General features: G+C 69.9%; 20 protein-coding genes. 2 read left to right on the top strand and 18 right to left on the bottom strand.

Going from position 1 to position 19,192, the window contains the following annotated elements:
* Nucleotides 1–32: 32 nt before the first annotated feature.
* From JKG67_RS06270 to JKG67_RS06285, 4 genes are all read right to left on the bottom strand, one after another.
* Nucleotides 33–446, bottom strand: a complete 414-nt coding sequence (locus tag JKG67_RS06270; RefSeq protein ID WP_203336405.1) for a DUF3151 domain-containing protein — start codon at nt 444–446, stop codon at nt 33–35.
* A 36-nt stretch (nt 447–482) separates the two neighbouring features.
* Nucleotides 483–2,126 (bottom strand): cation:proton antiporter, encoded by a 1,644-nt coding sequence (locus tag JKG67_RS06275; protein ID WP_203336406.1) that lies wholly within the window; start codon nt 2,124–2,126, stop codon nt 483–485.
* A gap of 100 nt (nt 2,127–2,226) precedes the next feature.
* Nucleotides 2,227–3,249 (bottom strand): class II fructose-bisphosphate aldolase, encoded by a 1,023-nt coding sequence (gene fbaA / locus JKG67_RS06280; RefSeq protein WP_203336407.1) that lies wholly within the window; start codon nt 3,247–3,249, stop codon nt 2,227–2,229.
* Nucleotides 3,250–3,355: 106 nt separating this feature from the next.
* A complete protein-coding gene (locus tag JKG67_RS06285; protein ID WP_203336615.1) occupies nt 3,356–4,003 on the bottom strand; it encodes a TrmH family RNA methyltransferase in 648 nt (215 codons plus the stop codon).
* A 106-nt stretch (nt 4,004–4,109) separates the two neighbouring features.
* Here JKG67_RS06285 and JKG67_RS06290 point away from each other — a divergent pair, with 106 nt between their 5' ends.
* Nucleotides 4,110–4,784 carry a DedA family protein gene (locus JKG67_RS06290; RefSeq protein WP_307816453.1) on the top strand — a complete coding sequence of 225 codons (675 nt, stop codon included), beginning with the start codon at nt 4,110–4,112 and terminating at the stop codon, nt 4,782–4,784.
* Nucleotides 4,785–4,892: 108 nt separating this feature from the next.
* Here the strand turns inward: JKG67_RS06290 and JKG67_RS06295 are convergent, their stop codons facing one another.
* Together JKG67_RS06295 and JKG67_RS06300 are read right to left on the bottom strand one after the other, a co-directional pair.
* A complete protein-coding gene (locus JKG67_RS06295; protein ID WP_203336408.1) occupies nt 4,893–5,864 on the bottom strand; it encodes a DUF368 domain-containing protein in 972 nt (323 codons plus the stop codon).
* Complete coding sequence (locus JKG67_RS06300) at nt 5,864–6,538, bottom strand: class E sortase (RefSeq protein ID WP_203336409.1); 675 nt, start codon at nt 6,536–6,538, stop codon at nt 5,864–5,866. Before JKG67_RS06300 ends, JKG67_RS06295 begins: the two co-directional genes overlap by 1 nt.
* 59 nt (nt 6,539–6,597) lie before the next feature.
* Between JKG67_RS06300 and JKG67_RS06305 the strand changes: the two genes are divergently transcribed.
* Nucleotides 6,598–7,782 carry a pyridoxal phosphate-dependent aminotransferase gene (locus JKG67_RS06305; RefSeq protein ID WP_203336410.1) on the top strand — a complete coding sequence of 395 codons (1,185 nt, stop codon included), beginning with the start codon at nt 6,598–6,600 and terminating at the stop codon, nt 7,780–7,782.
* Between the two features lies 1 nt (nt 7,783).
* On the opposite strand, the gene JKG67_RS06310 is transcribed toward JKG67_RS06305, so the two are convergent.
* The 12 genes from JKG67_RS06310 to JKG67_RS06365 form a co-directional block, all read right to left on the bottom strand.
* Nucleotides 7,784–8,458 (bottom strand): hypothetical protein, encoded by a 675-nt coding sequence (locus JKG67_RS06310; RefSeq protein ID WP_203336411.1) that lies wholly within the window; start codon nt 8,456–8,458, stop codon nt 7,784–7,786.
* A 37-nt stretch (nt 8,459–8,495) separates the two neighbouring features.
* Nucleotides 8,496–9,659 (bottom strand): hypothetical protein, encoded by a 1,164-nt coding sequence (locus JKG67_RS06315; RefSeq protein WP_203336412.1) that lies wholly within the window; start codon nt 9,657–9,659, stop codon nt 8,496–8,498.
* Nucleotides 9,660–9,702: 43 nt separating this feature from the next.
* A complete protein-coding gene (clpB, locus tag JKG67_RS06320; protein WP_203336413.1) occupies nt 9,703–12,297 on the bottom strand; it encodes an ATP-dependent chaperone ClpB in 2,595 nt (864 codons plus the stop codon).
* Between the two features lie 107 nt (nt 12,298–12,404).
* The gene (locus tag JKG67_RS06325) at nt 12,405–13,325 is read right to left on the bottom strand and encodes an Abi-alpha family protein (protein ID WP_203336414.1); all 921 of its coding nucleotides are present in this window, start codon (nt 13,323–13,325) and stop codon (nt 12,405–12,407) included.
* Nucleotides 13,322–14,644: a DUF445 domain-containing protein gene (locus JKG67_RS06330; RefSeq protein WP_307816454.1), complete on the bottom strand. Its 1,323-nt coding sequence runs from the start codon at nt 14,642–14,644 to the stop codon at nt 13,322–13,324. The genes JKG67_RS06325 and JKG67_RS06330 overlap by 4 nt, the downstream gene beginning before the upstream one ends.
* Before the next feature lie 103 nt (nt 14,645–14,747).
* Nucleotides 14,748–15,341, bottom strand: a complete 594-nt coding sequence (locus tag JKG67_RS06335; protein ID WP_203336415.1) for a hypothetical protein — start codon at nt 15,339–15,341, stop codon at nt 14,748–14,750.
* The gene (locus JKG67_RS06340) at nt 15,338–16,456 is read right to left on the bottom strand and encodes a DUF6230 family protein (protein ID WP_203336416.1); all 1,119 of its coding nucleotides are present in this window, start codon (nt 16,454–16,456) and stop codon (nt 15,338–15,340) included. The genes JKG67_RS06335 and JKG67_RS06340 overlap by 4 nt, the downstream gene beginning before the upstream one ends.
* Nucleotides 16,453–17,121 carry a hypothetical protein gene (locus JKG67_RS06345; protein ID WP_203336417.1) on the bottom strand — a complete coding sequence of 223 codons (669 nt, stop codon included), beginning with the start codon at nt 17,119–17,121 and terminating at the stop codon, nt 16,453–16,455. The genes JKG67_RS06340 and JKG67_RS06345 overlap by 4 nt, the downstream gene beginning before the upstream one ends.
* Complete coding sequence (locus JKG67_RS06350; RefSeq protein WP_203336418.1) at nt 17,114–17,497, bottom strand: DUF6114 domain-containing protein; 384 nt, start codon at nt 17,495–17,497, stop codon at nt 17,114–17,116. The genes JKG67_RS06345 and JKG67_RS06350 overlap by 8 nt, the downstream gene beginning before the upstream one ends.
* The gene (locus JKG67_RS06355) at nt 17,494–17,949 is read right to left on the bottom strand and encodes a DUF6114 domain-containing protein (protein ID WP_238998104.1); all 456 of its coding nucleotides are present in this window, start codon (nt 17,947–17,949) and stop codon (nt 17,494–17,496) included. Before JKG67_RS06355 ends, JKG67_RS06350 begins: the two co-directional genes overlap by 4 nt.
* Nucleotides 17,949–18,695 (bottom strand): DUF6230 family protein, encoded by a 747-nt coding sequence (locus JKG67_RS06360; RefSeq protein ID WP_203336420.1) that lies wholly within the window; start codon nt 18,693–18,695, stop codon nt 17,949–17,951. The genes JKG67_RS06355 and JKG67_RS06360 overlap by 1 nt, the downstream gene beginning before the upstream one ends.
* Complete coding sequence (locus JKG67_RS06365) at nt 18,692–19,171, bottom strand: DUF6114 domain-containing protein (RefSeq protein WP_203336421.1); 480 nt, start codon at nt 19,169–19,171, stop codon at nt 18,692–18,694. Before JKG67_RS06365 ends, JKG67_RS06360 begins: the two co-directional genes overlap by 4 nt.
* Nucleotides 19,172–19,192 lie beyond the last annotated feature (21 nt).

Genomic DNA, 19,192 nt, shown 5'->3' on the forward strand with positions numbered 1-19,192 from the left:
GTCCCGAACCGCGGGCAGGGGGCGTGCGCTGCTCAGCCCAGCAGTTCGTCGTACGCCGTGGGGCTGGAGTCGCGCAGGAAGTCCGCGCACCGCTGCCACTCGGCGTCCTCACCGATCGCCTTGGCAGCCAGTGCCAGTTCGGCGAGTGCCTTCAAGAAGCCGCGGTTGGGCGCGTGCTCCCAGGGCACCGGCCCGTTGCCCTTCCAGCCGTTGCGGCGCAGCGTGTCCAACGACCGGTGGTAGCCGACTCGGGCGTACGCATAGACGGTCACCGGGTCCGCCGCGGCCTCCCGCGCCTGCCTGGCCAACGCCGCCCACGCGGCCGGGGATTCGGGGTGCTCGGCCACCACGTCGCGGGGCGCGCTGCCCGCCGACAACGAGGACTGCGCCGGGTCGTCGGGGAGGTGGGTGGGCGGGGGTCCGGCCATCAGGTCCTGGGGGCTCATGGGGCCATTGTGCCGCCCCGGCGAAGCGGGCCGGACTCAGCCCAACTTGTCGGCGCCGGTCGCCGCGCCGTCGATGAACGGGGTGAGCAGCACGTCGGGCCGCAGCTCGCCGAGCACCCGCGCCTGGGCCGGGGAGGTGGCGGTCAGCGCGATACGTCCGGAGAATCCGTGCGTGCGCAACGCTTCCACCAGCGCGGACTGCGGATCGGGTCCCGCCAGCGGGCCGTGCGGATGGGCGATGGTGCTGACCACCCACCGTGCCGTGTGCAGTGGCAGCGACGCCGGGAAGTCCGGGTCGGTGACGTCTCCGTAGACGGCCGGGATGCCAGCTGCCGCCGCGTGCCGGACGGCGGTCGGGTCGAAGTCGACACAGAGCAGCGTCCGGCCACGGGCGTGCAGTTCCTCGACCAGCGCCGTGCCGTACCTGCCGAGCCCGAAGAGCACCGTGTCCACCACGGGCAGGTCGTCCGGCTCCTCGTGCCGGTCCTCACGGACCGGATTGCGCCGCTCGAAGGGCCCCAGCCACCGCTCCAGGCGCGCGTACAGCGATGCGGAGTAGAGGATCATGTAGGTGGAGGTGCCGATCGTGATCAGACCCACCACCGTGGTCAACCCGACCGCTTCGACGCCGATGTGGCCCAGGGTCAGCCCCATGGCCACGAAGACGAGCGAGAACTCGCTGATCTGGGCGACAGTGAGCCCGGCGAGGAAGCCGGTGCGCCGCCGGTAGCCCATCACCCCCATGATCACCATCACGATGAAGGGGTTGCCGACGAGCACGAACAGCGACAGCAGGATCGCGGCCGGCAGCTGGTCACCGATCAGCCCCAGGTCGAGCATCGAGCCCAGTTCGAGGAAGAAGAAGAGCAGCAGGAAGTCCCGCAGGCTGGAGAGCCGGGAGGCGATCGCGTCCCGGAAGCTGGTCGAGCCAAGCGAGACTCCGGCGACCAGGCCGCCCAGTTCCATGCTCAGCCCGAGGTAGTCAGCGGCCATCGCGAAACTCGCCGCCCAGGCCAGCGCGAAGAGCACCAGCAGCTCCTGGGAGCGGGAGATCCTGGCCAGGATGGGTTCGGCGAGGTAGCGCATGAACAGCGCCGCCACCGCGAGCAGGGCGACCGCGCCTGCCCCGACCCGGATCAGCGCCTCGGCACCCTCGTTCCCACCAGCGGCGCCGACGGTGGCCAGCACCGCCATCGCCACCACCACGACCAGGTCCTGGACGATCAGGAACCCCAGCGCGATCCGGCCGTGCAGCGAGTCGAGCTCACGCTTGTCCGACAACAGCTTGACGATGATGATCGTGCTGGAGAAGGTCAGGGCCACCGCGACATAGGCGCTGGTGACCACGCTCATCCCGAGGGCCAGGCAGATCGAGAAGCCGATCACGGAGGTGAACAGCACCTGACCCAGCCCGGTCAGCGCCGCCACCCGACCGAACCGGCGGATCAGGCCGAGATCCAGGTTCAGGCCGACCAGGAAGAGCAGCAGGGCGATCCCGAGCTTGGCGAGCGCGTGGATCTGCGCGGAGTCGCCGACCAGGTCGAGCCCGGACGGTCCGGCGATCAGACCGGCTGCGATGAAGCTGACGATCAGCGGCTGCCTGAGCATCAGGCCGACGAGCCCGACGGCCGCCCCGAGCAGCAGCAGGATCGTCAACTCCTCGAACGAGGATCCGTTCACGCCCCCCACCTTCCGCCTGGGTGCTCGTCGGTGCTGCTGAGATCCGGGCCAGCCAGGGCCTCAGGAGCCATCACTGTGCGTGACAGTGGGCGTCGTCGGGTCAGCCGATCGTGGTGCCCGCGGACCGCAGGTTCTCACACGCGGTCACCACCCGTGCAGCCATCCCGGCCTCGGCGAGCTTGCCCCAGGCGCGCGGGTCGTACGCCTTCTTGTTGCCGACCTCCCCGTCGACCTTGAGCACGCCGTCGTAGTTCTTGAGCATGAAGTCGGCGGCCGGACGGGTGAAGGCGTACTGGGTGTCGGTGTCGACGTTCATCTTCACCACGCCGTAGTCGACGGCGGCGGCGATCTCCTCGGGCAGTGACCCGGAACCCCCGTGGAAGACGAAGTCGAAGGCACGGTCCTTGCCGGTGGCGTGCGCCACCGCCTCCTGGGCGGCCTTGAGGACCTCCGGGCGCAGCTTGACGTTGCCGGGCTTGTAGACGCCGTGCACGTTGCCGAAGGTCAGCGCGGTCAGATAGTGGCCGTTCTCGCCGGAGCCGAGCGCCTCGACGGTGGCCAGGGCGTCCTCGGGGGTGGTGTAGAGCTTCTCGTTGATCTCGTTCTCGACACCGTCCTCCTCGCCGCCGACGACACCGACCTCGATCTCGAGGATGATCTTGGCGGCGACGCAGTCAGCGAGCAACTGCTGGGCGATCTGCAGGTTCTCGTCCAACGGGACCGCGGAGCCGTCCCACATGTGCGACTGGAAGAGCGGCGCCTCACCGCGGGCGACCCGCTCCTTGGAGATCTCGAGCAGGGGCCGCACGAACCCGTCCAGCTTGTCCTTGGGGCAGTGGTCGGTGTGCAGCGCAATGTTGACCGGGTAGTTCTTCGCGACCTCGGCAGCGAACGCCGCGAACGCCACCGAGCCGGTGACCATGTGCTTGACGGTGGGGCCGGAGAGGTACTCGGCGCCCCCGGTGGAGATCTGGATGATGCCGTCCGAGCCAGCCTCGGCGAACCCCTGCAACGCCGCATGCAGCGTCTGCGACGAGGAGACGTTGATGGCCGGGTAGGCGAACGCGTTGGCCTTCGCGGCGGCCAGCATCTCGGAGTACTTCTCAGGGGTGGCGATCGGCATGGCGCGTACTGCTCCTCGAGGGTGTGCGACGAGTCGACTGGACGGACGGGTCGACCGTCAGCCTAGTGTCCCCGCCGGAAAGCACAACCGCGGATCCTGCGGCCGGTCAGCCCCGCCATGCATGGTCGGCGGACAGATCGGCATGCTGCACGATCCACGCATGCATCGCGATCGCGGCGGCGGCCGAGGCGTTGATCGACCGGGTGGAGCCGAACTGGGCGATCGAGAAGGTGCCGTCGCAGGCTGATCGCGCTGCCTCCGACAGCCCCGGCCCCTCCTGCCCGAAGAGGAAGCAGACCTTGCGGGGAATCGTCATCGTCTCCAGGTGCGCCGAACCCGGCAGGTTGTCGATGCCCAGCAGCGGTATCCCGCGCTCGCCGAGATAGTCGGCCAGATCCGCGGGGGTCGGATGATGCCGCACGTGCTGGTAGCGGTCGGTGACCATGGCGCCGCGCCGGTTCCACCGCCGGTTGCCGACGATGTGCACTTCGGCAGCCAGGAACGCGTTCGCGCTCCGCACCACGGTGCCGATGTTGAAGTCGTGCTGCCAGTTCTCGATGGCGACGTGGAAGTCGTGCCGACGGGTGTCCAGGTCGGCGACGATCGCCTCCATCGTCCAGTACCGGTACCGGTCCACGACGTTGCGCCGGTCGCCCTCGGCGAGCAACTGCTCGTCGTACTCCTCACCGGATGGCCAGGCCGCCCGGCCGCCCGGCCACGGTCCGACGCCAACCTCGGCCGGGCCGTGCGGCATCGGGTCGTACGGCGCCCGCTCGGGCTGCTCGGCGTCGGTGTCGGGCATGCGGGTGAGATTAGCGTTCTCCGCCCGGAGCCCTGGGGTCGGCGGCTAGGGTGGGCGGGTGCCGGAGTTCGTCGAGTTGATCCCGATGGTCCTCGGCATGGACTGGATGGACCCCACCTGGCTGCTGGATCAGTTCGGGGCCGCCTTCTTCTGGGTCTGCCTGGCGATCATCTTCATCGAGTGCGGACTGCTGTTCCCGTTCCTGCCCGGCGACACCCTGCTCTTCGCGGTGGGCCTCTTCGTCGCCACCGGACGGATCGACCTCATCTCCGACAGTCCACTCATCGACCTGGCCATCGCGCTGGTGCTGATGGCTGCAGCGGCGTTCGCCGGCAACGTGGTCGGCTACGAGATCGGGAGCAAGGTCGGTCCGCCGCTCTATCAACGCGACGGGCGGATCCTGAAACGGAAGTACTTCGACTCCACACACCTCTTCTTCGAACGGCACGGCAGCGCGGCGCTGATCATCGGACGCTTCTTCGCGTTCGTCAGGACCTTCGTGACCGTCGTGGCCGGCGCGACCAACATGGATCGCCGCAGGTTCTGGCTGTTCAGCTTCATCGGCGCCGTGATCTGGGTGGTGTCGATCACGACGCTGGGCTACTTCCTCGGCCGCTCGGTGCCCTCGCTGGGTGAGAACCTGGAGTTGGCGATGCTGGCGATCCTGGTCTTCTTCGCCATCCCGCTGGTCTGGGAGGGCGTCCGGCACCGGCGCGCCAAGGCCCGGGGATAGTCCGGCCCAGACCCAACTCGATGCGGATGGGGCCCAACTCGATTCGGATAGGGCCCAACTCGATGCGGATAGGGCCCAACTCGATGCGGATGGGGCCCAACTCGGGGGTCAGGGGTGAGGGTGCTGGGGGTGGCGACGGTGGAGGCCGCGCTCGACAGCGATCAGGGTGAGCACGCAGGCCACCCCGAGGAGGGCGAGAAGCAGCGGTCCGGCCACCGGCGAGTACGGCGCCACCAGCGCGCCGGCGCCGTGATCGATCCTCTGCTGCCAGGGCCACAGGGCCCGCAACGACCCGATCATCAGCCCGGTCATCACCACCAGGGTGACCCGGCGATGCCGCACCAGCAGCCACCGGAGCACCTGGACGAACGAGACCAGGCCCAGCGCGGCGCCGGCGGCGAAGACGGTCAGGTAGCCGAGGTCGCGCTCAGCGATCGCGGTCAGGGTCGGGGCGTACAGGCCGATCGCGAGCAGGAAGAAGGAGCCGGAGACGCCGGGGATCACCAGCGCACAGATCGCCACCGCGGCGGCGGCCACCAGCAGCACCCGGGAGGGCTCCTCGATCTCCCCGCCGCCAGCCATCCCGATCAGCGTCCAGGCCAGTGCCGCGGCACCGATCACGATCAGCACCTCGACGAGCCGGGATCCCCGCACCCGGGGGCCGGTCAGCATCCCGATCGGCACCAGCACGCTGGCCGCGACCAGCCCGAGGAAGAGCCCGCGGGCGTGCTCGGGGTGCTCGGTGACGAATCCGGAGACCACACCGGCAGCGACCAGGAGCGCCGTACCCATCCCGGCCATCACCGGCAGCACCAGCATCCAGTCGGTACGACGCAACTCGGCCACCCCGCCCCGCAGTCGCCCGTCGGGGTGGCCGAACAGCAGCCGCCGGGCGGCATCGATCAGATGGGAGGCGGAGGCGATCAGCTGCTCGTAGACACCGGTCACCAGCGCGACGGTGCCGCCGGAGACGCCCGGCACCAGTTCCGCGCATCCGATCAGGAACCCGCGGATCAGGTCCAGCGGCAGCAACCGGGCAGGTCGGCGCAGTGCCCGGGCGGGCAGGGGTCGGCTACTCACTACTTGTCCACGGTCTCCACGAGGTGACCGAACGCGATCAGCCGGTCCTTGGTGTGGAACAGCTCCGCACAGGTGGTGAGGGTGATCAACCGCTGTCCGGGCTCCTGTGAGGGCGGTTGCACGCCGCCGGCGCGTGGGTTGGTGGGCACCTCGTCGAGCACCCACACCTGGGTGAAGTCGACCCGGAGGTCGGCGCCGCCGGTGTCCAACACGTAGGTGTGGATCTGATGTCGGGTCTCGATGATCACGTGGTCGCCAGCGACCAGCTCGGGCATCCGTCGCAGCGGCTCACCGTGGGTGATCCGGTGACCGGCGATCGCATAGTTGCCGACCTCGCCGGGCCCGGCAGTCTCCTCGAAGTGGCCGAACCCGGCTGCCAGCACCTCGGGGGTGGTGCCCTCGAGCACCGGCACGGCGTAGTCCTCACCGAACTTCGGGATCCGCACGATCGCCACCCCGGGACCGGACCAGTCCTCCTCGAGCTGGGCGACGATCTCGCGATGCAACCGCTCGGACTGCCAGTTGGTGCCCCACAACTGCCAGGCGATCCACGCCAGGATCGCCAGACCGGTCAGGATCAGTCCGTACCCCAGACGACGGGTCCACCGCCGCAGGAACGACGGCCGGGCGGGACGCGTCGACTCGGTGCGCGTCACCCGCATGGTCTGGGACATGCCCCCCAGTGTCGCATCATCGCCGCGGGCTCGGTAGCGAAGTTGCGTACCGTGGCCCCATGCCTGCTCCCCTCGCCCGCAGACTGGCCGGGATCCCGCCCACCATCTTCACCGAGATGTCCGCCCTGGCCGTGCGGACCGGGTCGGTGAACCTCGGCCAGGGGTTCCCCGATGCCGACGGCCCCACCTCGGTGATCGAGGAGGCGGTGGCGGCGCTGCGCCGCGGCGAGAACCAGTACGCCCCGGGCATCGGCCGCCCCGAACTGCGCCGGGCGATCGCCGACCACCAGTCCCGGCACTACGGCCTGGTCGTGGATCCCGACACCGAGGTGTGCGTCACCACCGGCTGCACCGAGGCCATCGCGGCGGCGATCCTCGGACTCGTCGACCCGGGCGACGAGGTGGTGGCGTTGGAGCCGTTCTATGACTCCTACGCGGCGATGACCACGATGGCCGGCGGCCTGGTGCGGCCGGTGACGTTGCGCGGTCCGGACTTCCGACTCGATCCGGACGAGTTGCGGGCCGCGATCACCCCCCGGACCAAGCTGCTGCTGATCAACACCCCGCACAACCCGACCGGCACCGTGCTCAGCCGCGAGGAGAGCGAGGCGATCGCGGCGGTGGCCGGTGACCATGACCTGCTGGTGGTCACCGACGAGGTGTACGAGCACCTCACCTTCGACGGACGGACACATCTGCCGCTGGCGGCGTTGCCCGGCATGTGGCAGCGCACCCTGACGCTCTCCAGCGTCGGCAAGTCCTTCTCGTTCACCGGCTGGAAGGTGGGCTGGGCGACCGGCCCGGCACCGCTGGTCTCGGCGGTGTTGGCCGCCAAGCAGTGGTTGTCGTTCACCTCTGCGGGGCCGTTGCAGTCAGCGGTGGCCCATGCCCTCAACGCCGAGGACTCCTGGCCGGCGGGGCTGGTCGCCGGCCTGCAGACGGCCCGGGATCGGCTCTGCGACGGGCTGGTCGCGGCCGGAGTGACGGAGCGCGTACGCCGTCCCGAGGGCACCTACTTCGCCGTCACCGACATCGCCGGGCTGGGCTGGCCGGACGGGGACACCTTCTGCCGCGCGCTGCCGGAGTTGGCCTCGGTGGTGGCGATCCCGTTGCAGGGCTTCTACACCGACCCCGCCCGGGGCCGACACCTCGTCCGGTGGGCGTTCTGCAAGGAGCCGGCGGTGATCGAGGAGGGGCTCGCCCGGCTGGCGGCCGCCGAGCTGCGACACCCGGGCGCGGCCTGACCTACTGGGGCGGACCGGGGTAGGCCGCGGTCGCTGCGGCCGGCGTTCGCCGCGCGAACCAGTCCCCGGCACCGCCCACGAAGAGCAGCACCACCACCAGCGCGGCCAATGCCGCGAAGAGGAACGGGACCACGACGAAGAGGCCGGCGATCCCCGACAGCACGGCCGCCACACCGGCCGAGACCGCGAGGAGCATCCGGGCGATGTTGCTGCGCCGCAGCACCAGCACTCCCAGGACCAGACCGATCAGCGACCACACGGCGGCTCCGAGCAGGGCCACCCCGATCACCACCAGCACCTGATCGACGCGCAGGTCGATCCCCGCCTCGCGCATCTCCCGCATCAGCTGCGCCATGTCGGGGTCGGTGCTGATCTCACGCTCGATCTCGGCGTAGAGCGGGCCGCCGGTGGCCATCGCCAACAATCCGAGGGCCACGAAGAAGACCACCGAGATCAGGCAGGAGCCGATGGCGACCCAGGCGGCCGCGGTGACCGTGCCGGGGCGACGGTCGGGGTCGGCGGGCACCTGGCCCCCGACTGCGTAGGGCGCGGTGGGCGGCAGGGGTTCGCTCTGGTGCGGCGGCGGAGGGTAGGCGCCGTACGGCGGCGGCTGCTGGCCGCTCTGGTGCGGTGGCGGCGGGGATGCCCCGTACGGCGGCGGCTGCTGGTCGCTCATGGCGCCATTGAAGCACTGACGCGGGCAGGGCGGACGATCATCCGGCGTACCAGGCACGCACGTCGGAGCGGAGCAGCAGCACCACCGTGGCCACGCAGGCCAGGGCGGGAAGCAGCGACACCGGGCTGCTGACCACCAGCACCAGCGAGAGGAGCCCGGCACAGACGGCCGAGACGATCAGCAGGATCTGACCCCACCGGAGCCGGCGGAACGCCGCCACCGCCGCCAGTGCCGCCACCAGAGACCAGGAGCCGACGATAATCACCATCGCCACGACACCGATGGTCAACGCCGTCGCGTCCAGCCCGACGTCGGCGAACTGAGGGTTCTGCCGCAGCGCCTCCTCGAGGAGTTCATCGGCCGCGACCAGCACTCCGACAAGGCTGATCAAGGTGCCGATCAGGACGATCCCGCAGGTGATCCAGGTGATCAGGCAGGCGGCCAGCACTGGGCCGGGCCGGGCCGAGGGGCGGGGCACACCCGAGGCCGTCGGGGCGGGCGGCGCGGCCACAGCACCGGGGGGCCACGCGGTGTCCGTCCACGGCGGCGGGGTGTTCGGCAGGCCGGGCGCGGTCTCCGGAGCTGCCGGAGCTGCCGGGTCGTCCGTGGAGCCGGTCGCCCGGGATCCACTGTCGCCGAAACCTTGCCACGGCCGGCCCGTCTCCGGGGTGCCCGGCCGGACCGAGGGCAGTTCCGGGTCGGCGTGAGAGCCGGGGGGCGGCTCGGCGGAGTCACCCGGCTCAGCGGCGCGGGGCCGCTTCCGCTGCGGGATCGGCTCACCGTTGAACCAGGCCCGTGCCGGTTGGATCCAGAGCAGCACCGCCGCTGCAGCCACCACCGAGGACATGAAGCCCCCGGTGGCCAGGCCGCTGACGAAGAGCGGCGTCGCGAGCACGCTGAGTCCGATCCGGGCGCCACGGTCGCCGCGCAGCACCATGAACCCCAGGACCCCGCTGGCGGTCGCACACGCGGCCGCCACCATCGCCGAGATCCGCAGCCATTCCAGCGCCTGAGGCACGGTGAGACCCAGCCCGGAGCCCGGCGGCTCGGCCAGGAACGTCTGCACGGCCTCCCTGGTCTCCAGGGTTCGCAGGCCACCGATCACGTCGAAGGCGGACAGGACCACGAACGCCGAGCCGACCATGATCAGCCAGCCGACCATGGTCACCTGCGGTGGACGGGCGGGCGCTTTCTGGGTCACCCGCCCATTCCATCACGCAGCCGGTGAGGCCCCGGGCCGCGGGTCAGCGCGTGCTCAGCACCAGTTCCCCGGAGCCGTCGACGTGATCGACCAGCACGGTGTCCCCGTCGGCGATCTCGGCGCCGATCAGCATCCGCGCCAGCGGGTCACCGATGGCGGTCTGGATCAGCCGCCGCAGCGGTCGCGCGCCGTAGGCCGGGTCGAAGCCACTCTCGGCCAGCCAGGTGCGCGCGGCCTCGGTCACGTCGATGTCGATCCGCCGGCCGGCCAGCCGCTTCTCCAGCAGCGCGAGTTGCAGGCCGACGATGTGCGCGAGCTCCTCGCGGGTCAGCGCGTCGAAGACCACGATCTCGTCGAGCCGGTTGAGGAACTCCGGCTTGAACGACGTCCGCACCACGCTCATCACCGAACTGCGCTTCGCCTCCGGGTCCAGGGTCGGGTCGACGAGGAACTGCGAGCCCAGGTTGCTGGTCAGGATGAGCAGCGTGTTCCGGAAGTCCACCGTGCGGCCCTGGCCGTCGGTGAGACGGCCGTCGTCGAGGACCTGCAACAGGATGTCGAAGACCTCGGGGTGCGCCTTCTCCACCTCGTCCAGCAGCACCACCGAGTAGGGGCGACGGCGGACCGCTTCGGTGAGTTGGCCGCCCTCGTCGTAACCGACATAGCCCGGAGGGGCACCGACCAGCCGGGCCACCGAGTGCTTCTCGGAGTACTCACTCATGTCGATCCGGATGATCGCCCGGTCGTCGTCGAAGAGGAAGTCGGCCAGCGCCTTGGCCAGCTCGGTCTTGCCGACGCCGGTGGGGCCCAGGAAGAGGAAGGAGCCGGTGGGTCGGTTCGGGTCGCTGATACCGGCACGGGAGCGGCGTACGGCGTCGCTCACCGCGGTCACCGCGGCGCGCTGACCGATCAGCCGGCCGCCGATCACCGACTCCATCTCGAGCAATTTCGCGGTGTCGCCCTGCAGCAGCTTCCCGGTCGGGATGCCGGTCCAGGCCTCGACGACGTCGGCGATCTGCTCGGGCCCGACCTCCTCGCCGACCAGCGGCTCGGTCTCGGAGCGTTCGACGTCGACGGCAGCGCTGATCTTGCGCTCCAGCGTCGGGATGGACTCGTAGTTGATCTTGCTGGCCGCCTCGAGATTGCCCTCGCGCAGGAGCCGCTCGGCCTCGATCCGCAGTTGGTCGAGCTGTCGGCGGAGTTCGCCCTCACCTTCGAGGGACTCCTTCTCCGCCTCCCAGCGAGCCTCCAGGGCCCGGAGCTCCTCCTCCCGGTCGGCGAGGTCGGCGAGCAGCGCGTCCAGGCGCTCGGCGGAGGCCTCGTCGGACTCCTTCTCCAACGCGAACTGCTCCATCTTGAGCCGGTCCACTGCGCGACGGAGCTGGTCGATCTCCTCCGGCGACGACTCGATCTCCATCCGCAGCCGGCTGGCGGCCTCGTCGATCAGGTCGATCGCCTTGTCCGGCAGTTGCCGGCCGGTGATGTAACGGTCGGAGAGGGTGGCTGCAGCCACCAGGGCGGCGTCGGTGATCCGCACCCCGTGGTGGGCCTCGTACTTCTCCTGGATGCCCCGCAGGATCTGCACGGTGTCCTCGACGCTGGGCTCCCCCACGAACACCTGCTGGAACCTGCGCTCCAGGGCGGGGTCCTTCTCGACCCGCTCCCGGTACTCGTCCAGGGTGGTGGCGCCGATCATGTGCAGTTCCCCGCGGGCGAGCATCGGCTTGAGCATGTTGCCGGCATCCATCGCGGAGTCGCCGCCGGCCCCGGCGCCGACCACGGTGTGCAGTTCGTCGATGAAGGTGATCACCTGACCGCCGGCATCCTTGATCTCCTCCAGCACCGCCTTGAGTCGCTCCTCGAACTCGCCGCGGTACTTGGCCCCGGCGACCATCGCGGCCAGGTCGAGGCTGAGTACTCGCCGCCCCTTGAGTGAGTCGGGCACGTCTCCGGCCACGACCCGCTGGGCCAGCCCCTCGACGACGGCGGTCTTGCCGACGCCCGGCTCACCGATGAGCACCGGGTTGTTCTTGGTGCGCCGCGAGAGCACCTGGATCACCCGCCGAATCTCGGAGTCGCGGCCGATCACCGGATCGAGTCTGCCCTCTTCGGCGAGGCCGGTCAGGTCCACCGAGTACTTCTCCAACGACTCGTACGTCGACTCCGCGTCCTGGCTGGTCACCCTGCGGTTGCCCCGGACCGCGCTCAGCGACTCGCGCAGCCCGGCCTCGGTGAGACCGGCGTCGGTGAGCGCCTTGGCGGCCGGGCTCTCCACCCCGGCGATCGCGACCAGCAGGTGCTCGCTGGCGACGTAGTCGTCCTTCATCGATTCGGCCAACTGCAGCGCCGCGGCGAGGACCCGGGTCAGGGCCGGGGACGCGCCGGGCTGCTGGACCGTGGAGCCGGTGGCGCTGGGCAGCGCAGCAACAGCCTGCTGGGCGCGGGCGGCGATCGCGTCCGCGTCGGCGCCGCTACGGGTGAGCAGGGTCCGGGCCACCCCGTCGGCGTCGCGGAGCAGAGCGGCCAGCAGGTGTGCCGGCTCGGTGGCGGTGTGGCCGCCGGTGGTGGCGGCGATCTGTGCGGTCTCGATGGCCTCACGGGCCCGGGTGGTGAACTTCTCTGCTCCGAACGTGCTCAACGTCGCCCTCCTCCGGCGGAACTTGCCTTGATCAGATCCCGGGGCACCATGGTGGCCCGCACTGACACAACACGCCAGAAGTTGAGTCCATTCCACTCAACTTTGAGTCACGGGGTCGGAGCTTCGTCCCCGTCATTGTCGGGACGTGGCGCGTGGGCCGGCAGCGCCTCGGGGACCGTCTGCTCGTCGATGAGGCAGATCCGGCAGAAGTCCTCGCCGAAGGAGGTGAGGTGGATGCTGCGCCGCACCACCCGCGCGAAGCGTACCGAGTGCATCGCCTCCAGCACGTCCGGCTGGGCCTCGACGACCTGGTACTCCAACCCGTCACGCAGCGCCTCACTGGAGAACCAGATCAGGCCGAGCCGGAACAGGTTGTTGAGGTAGGCGGGCACCCGGTCCAGGTAGCGCACCCCGGCCCGCGGGCCGATCATGTTCAGTCCGGGTGCGATCAACTCGGAGGAGACCATGCCGACCGGGCCACCGGTGCGCACGTCGACACTGGGTTGCGGGCCACTGCGGATCAACAGCACCAGGATCCGCGCCTCGTCCGGGGCCAACTCCCCCAGGATCCGTTCGTACGCCGGGTGCGCGACGTCGGTGTTCCACACGTCACGGGAGCGGTTGAGCAGGTCCTCGCCGCGCTGCCTCAGTGACGCCGTGGGAGCGACCTGCTGGTAGCGCGGGGTCTTGGCGTCACCGGTGCCGTTGCCGACGACCGCGCCCAGCGACACCGCCGTGTCCATCAGCGCCTTGGGCAGCGGCACTCCGCGGGTCACCGATCGGGCCAGTTCACCGACCACGCCTGCCGCCTTGGCGGCGTCACCGACGAGATCTCCTGCCTTGCTCGGATGGGTGGCCACGTCGACCACGCGCCGCCCCAGCCGGAGAGACGACACCAGGCCCCACTCGGCCGTGTGCAACCAACTGCCGGCAGCGATCCGGACCAGGCCCGGAAGGTTCTCGCGGAGGTCCTCGACCCGGCCGGAGCCGCGCACCTCCAGGCCACCGTCGCTCGACTCGTCGGTCATCCGAAACCTCCCAGGATGAAGATGGCGTAGTGGAGGAACCCTCCCGCGGCGCCCATGATCGCGCCGTGAGCGTAGAGCATCCACTCATCCTCCTTGATGGCGGATCTCATCATCTCGACGAAGTCCTCGGGAGGGAGTTCCTTGGTGCGGGCGGCCACCAGGGTGCGGATCTTGTCGCCCTGGGCCCGGCTGAACTCGGCGTCCTTGAACGGCGTGAGCGTGAGACCGACACCCGCCTCGGAGAAGGAGTCCCGGATCCCGTCGAAGCGCCGGGATCCCACCGCGATCCGCACTGCGGTCCGGGCCGGGCCGGCGGCGTCCTCGATCGCAGGCTTCAGTGCCTCGGCGAGCATCCGGCGGGTCCGGTCGCCACGAGGCCCGTCCAGCAGGAAGTCGCCGATCCGCTCCAGGGTGATGACGTCGTCGGCGATGATGCTGGCGTAGACGTCGGCGGCCTGCTCCTGCCGCTTGAGGAAGAGGCCCTGCAGGGTGTAGGGGCCGATCTTGCGTGGCTGCACCGGCTCGAAGATCAGCCACATGCCGAGCAGGTTGGTGATCCAGCCGACGGCGATGCCGAAGGTCGGCAGCACCCACCACTGGCTGTGGAAGGCGTGGTCGATGAAGGCCACCGGGACGCCCAGCAGGAATCCGAAGATGAAGCCGAAGAGGACCATCAGGTTCAGTTCGCGCTGGCCGACGTCGCGGAACACCCGCACCACCAGTTCCGGGTTCTTCCGGAAGTGGTCGATGACCATGATCTTGGGGTCCAGGAGTTGATCGATGTGGATCCCGATCTCCTTGGTCACCTTGCCGACCAGGCGGGGCAACTGGCGCTGCACCCGGTCGATGATCGCCTCCCGCACCGGCAGCGGCAGGTCGGCCCAGAGCTGCGGGTGCTCCCGCCGCATCACCTCGTCGACGAGGTTCGGGATCTCGGGCCGGAAGGTGGCCACGATGTGCTCGGCGATCTTGTCCGGCTCCAACTGCTGGTAGAACTCAGCCGGCGTACCGAGCTTGGCGATCGCCTTGTCGACGGCGATCGAGCCCATCTTGGCGGCCCGGGCGGGGATGATGCCCTGCCAGCCGAGGCCACCCTCGGTCCAGCCGGGGACCTCCTGCAGTTTTCGGGGCAGGATGGAGGCGACCTCGCGCAGACCGGGGACGTTGAAACCGTAGAACTTGATCGGCGAGAAGAGCATCCACAGGCCGGTCCAGTTGATCAGCCAGCCGATGACGCCCGTGAAGATGGGAATCGTCCCGAAGTGGAGCCAGTTCACGTCTGACATCCACTCGACGAACCATTCGAGCGTTGGACTCACCGCCTCATCGTCTCACCGTCGCAGGTGACGGTTGTCTCATCGCTCCCCCGCTGAGGGTACCTGTAACTCGCGTTTACGCACACCGTCCCACGAGACGAGATGCTCACCGACATGGCCGTCGGTCGAGGGTCGGCATCAGCGACAGGTGGCGCAGTCGCAGACCCTGGTCGAGCACCAACCCGTAGGCCGCACCGTCCAGGCCGGCGATCCGCACCGACGCCGGTCCCGGCGCCGAACGCACCGCCATCGCGCCCGGGCTCGGATCCGAGAGCGACGCGCCCACGGTCACACCGGCCAGCGTCACCTCGTCGATCTCGGTGGCTCCGGCAGCCAGGGTGACGACGCCCAACCGGACCGGCGCCGCGCTGCGGATCCGTAGCCCGGCCCGACCCAACCCGGGCACTGTCAGGCCCGGGGTCAGACACAGGTCATCGAGGCGGCCGTGCTCCATCCGGATCGCCGCCACCGCCTCGGTGGCCGCCGGGGACAGCCCGGTCACCGAGCCGGCGCTCCCGGAGGCGACCTGGATCCGGTCCGCGACCGCGGCGCTACTGGAGACCGGGAACGGTTCGGCGGCGGCGAACGAGACCGGGACGAGGCCGAGCACCACAGCCCCGGCCATCGCCAGGCAGCCGGTCAGACAACTGCCGGTCCAGACCACGAAGCGTCGCACCGCCATCCCTCGGCGGCGACTCATCGAGGCAGGTCCCAGCGTTGCACCGTCTTGCCCGCATCGCAGGCTCGCAGCGTCAACCCGGTCCCGTTCGTCGTACTCCCCTCGATGCAGAGTCCTGAAGCGGTGTTGCGGATCTGGGTCTGGGTGAGGTCGGCGTCGTAGGTCCACTTCTGCCGGGCATCCAGGCCGGAGTCACAGGTGCGGCTGCGCACCGGGGACCCGGCGGTGGTGCCGTCGGCGGTGAGGCACTTGGTGCCCAGCATCGAGAGCTTGGTGCTGGTCTCGACATAGAAGTCCTGGTTGACCTGGTTGTTGCAGTTCCAGACGACCACGGCGGTGCCGTCGGCGAGGTTGCCGCCGGACACGTCCATACACCGACCCGCTCCCTTGATCGGCGCCAACGGCCACGAGGTGGCGGTCCCCTGCGACGGGCAGGAGACGGTCCCGGAACGGACCTCGATGTGCAGGTCGTCGAGGCGGAGCAGGTCCTCCACGACGATCACGTAGCCCGACGCCTGGCGGACGTCCTTGAGTTTCGCGTACGACGCCTGGATGCCGAACCGGTGCGCCCCCGCGTCGGCCGCGAGCGGGTTCACCACCGGATTGCCCTGCTCGTCCACGATCGTGGTGACCCCCTCAGCGGTGGTGTTGATGTGCACGTTGCCGTCGAGTTCGAAGCCGCCGACCTGCGCCTGGGTCAGGTCGATCACCATGTTCTTCGCGGTGATGTCCCAGGTGGCCAGGCGATCTGCGCCCGAATCCCCCGCGGTGAGCAGCACGGTGTAGCTCTGGGCCACCCCACCCAGCCGCAGCGTCTGCGGCGCGGCCAGGCAGAGCTGATTGATCCTGCCGTCGGCCAGTCCCAGCCGGAACACCTTCTCCGACCGGAGCGTGCAGTTGTTCCCGTCGACGTCGCAGTCGTTGCGCTGCACGGTGACCACGCCCAAGCCGGCCTCACGGGCGAACAACCCGGCCACGGCGAGGTCGACCTTCGTGCCCTGCACCACCAGTTGGGTGAGCGAGTTGCCGTGCGCCAGGGTCAGCCCGAGCGCCAGCGACGCCACCACCGCCGGCAGGCTGACCAGCAGCGCCCGCCGCCACCGGGTGCGCGCGCGACGAATCGGCGCCGCTGTCACGGGGTCACCGACATGTGCATCTGGCGCAGGTCCACCGGCGCCCGGTTGCTGCCCGACGTGGACTCGGCGCGGTAACTGTGCACGACGTACGCGGTGATGGTGGTGTTGCAGATCTCCGACGCGCTGACCCAGTTCCACGTGGAGGCGAACGAGTAGTTGAGCAGCGAGCAGTAGCCGAAGAAGAGGTGCAGCCGGTCCACGCTGCCGTACATCGTCGAGTAGACGCCCTGCGAGCCCACCTTCGTGTTCGGGTCACCCGAGGTGATGGTGAGCCGGTAGTCCCGGCTGGCGTGGGTGTCGGAGAGCCGGAAGTTGTTGGTCGGATAGCTGCCGTGACTGCGGATGCCGAGATCCCGGAACGTGTAGACGCCGACGTTGCGGGTGCTGCCGTCGGCGACGGTGAGCGTGGCCGTGCCCTCGTAGCGCAGCCCGTCGAAGTAGCCGCGCTCGATCCGGATGGTCACCGGCGCCGGGGAGACGCACACGTTCAGCGGGGCCCGGCCCTGGGAACTGTTGCCGCTGGTGGTGTCCTTGACACAGAGCGGATTGGCGTCGGCGCGGCCCTGCTCGGCGCCCGGTGCCACCAGGAACGCGGTGACGGCGGCAGCCAGCACCGCCACCACGGTCAACCGGACCCAGACGCCCGGGCGGGACGGCTCAGTCATCGGCCACCCCCGCCGGAGCCCAGGCCAGCACCATCGCGCCGCCCAGGATGCCGAAGGCAGTGCCCAGACCGAGTGCTCCCAGGTTGGAGCCCAACAGCGCACACACCGCGACGAACATGCCGAGCCCTCCCCACGCGTGCCGGTAGTAGGGCACCACCCAGGCCAGCAGGCCCAGCAGGATCAGCAGTCCGCCGAAGCCGACTCCGAGGCTCCGCCCAGGGGTCCCCGTCACCACCACCGCCACCGGCAGCACGGACGTCCTGGCCACCAGGACCCCGGCCAGGATCAGCCACGTTCCGCCCCAGAACGGTCGGCGTTGACGCCAGCGGGCGAAACTCCACAGCCCCCGCGGCGACCGGGCGAGAACAGCGGTCATCGGATCGACTCCCCGACCTTGGCCCGTCGGCCGCGTGCCACACCCTTCTCGCGCTTCTCGCGCTTCTCGCCCCAGCCCCACACCATCGAGCCGCCCAGCACACCGAGCACCGAGCCGACCAGGAACCCGCCGAGGTTGGCGGCGACGAACGCCGCGAGTGCGGCCAGCACGCCCAGCAGTCCGAGCATCGTGGAGTTGTGCGGGCTGGTCCACGCCATCAGGCCGAAGAGCAGCATGCTGCCCCCGAGGATGTAGCCGGAGGTACCGCCCCAGCCGAGGCCCAGAGCGGTCGCCAGGGGTGCGCCGGCGAAGTGGATGACCACGTATCCGGCGAGCATCAGCCACAGCCCGCCCCAGAACGGTCGGGTACGACGGAACGCGGCGAAGAGCCGCCACGCAGCCGTGAGGCGGGCGCGGCAGCGGTCACTGTGACTCAGCACGGTTGTCGACATCACGGCTCGCAGTGTCCGGCCGCCTTCGACGCCGCCCCGTTGACAACCCGGATCCGCAGCCCCGGCAGATTGATGCTGCCACGCAGGTCGATCCCGTAGGACTGGGCGTCCAGGTCGGCGATGTCCATCAGCCGCGCCTGCAGGCCGAACGCACCCGGCGTACCCCGATGGGTGTCGATGTCGTCCATGGTCAGGGTGCCGGCGTCCTGTCCCAGCGTCATCTGGGCGATGTTCTGCCCCTGGCCGGCGAGAGAGTCGCTGGCGATGTAGAGCTCGTTGGCACTGATCAGTTCGCCGGCACCGCTGGTCGGGTTGCCGTCCACGACCTCACCACCGGTGATCACCAGGGACACGGTGCCCAGCGGGGCCGGGAGGTCCTGGTGCGCGATGGCGCAGAGGCCGTAGAGATCGGCGGTCTTGAACCCGACCTGAGCCATCGCACGACTGCCGTCCTGGGTGCTCTGCGCGCTCAGGTAGCCCGCGGCGTACTCGCCGACGACACGGTCGGTGTAGATCTTGTAGGACTGGTTCGCCGAGGTGAAGTCGACGGCCATCACGTTGCCCGATACCAGACCGAACATCGCGCCGAGGGCGACGAAGCCGCCGCCGACCATGCCCCAGCTGCGCCGCCGGGTGCCGTATCTGGATTCCCTGCTCCGCGCGGTGACCGATTCGAGGCGCTCGGCCACCTGGCGTCGCCAGCCGGCGGCTGGATCCGTCCAGGAGCGCCGACGTGACCCGGTCATGGAGCCCTCCGCGCGGTACGCCGCTCGGCACGTCGCTCGGCGCGGAGCCGGCGGCGCTCGGCGAAGGCGGCCAGTTGTTCATCGGTGTACGGCGTCCACGCGAAGATGAGCCCGCTGCCGATGATGCCCAGCAGCATCCCGATCAGCCAGCCGCCCAAGTTGGCCATCGGCAGTGAGAGCACCGAGAATCCGGCGGCCATCAGGGCCGGGAAGTGGCGCTGGGCCGGCATCACGAGTGCCACACAGGCGGCGACGATCATGCCGCCGCCGAGGATGTAGACGGCGCCGCCGCGGGCGCCGAGATGCACCAGGAACTCGAACGAGCCCCCCAGCACCGGTTTGAGCACGAACCAGCCGCCGAGGGCGAGCAGCAGGCAGCCCCAGAAGGGGCGGGTCCGGTAGAACCGGTAGAGCGGGTACAGCAGCGTCCGGGCCGGAGCGGCCGCTGCCCTGGTGGCGACGGGAACGTCGATCATGGTCTCTTCACCTCACATGTC

The sequence above is a fragment of the Nocardioides limicola genome, from assembly GCF_016827675.1.
GTDB classification, from domain to species: domain Bacteria; phylum Actinomycetota; class Actinomycetes; order Propionibacteriales; family Nocardioidaceae; genus Nocardioides; species Nocardioides limicola.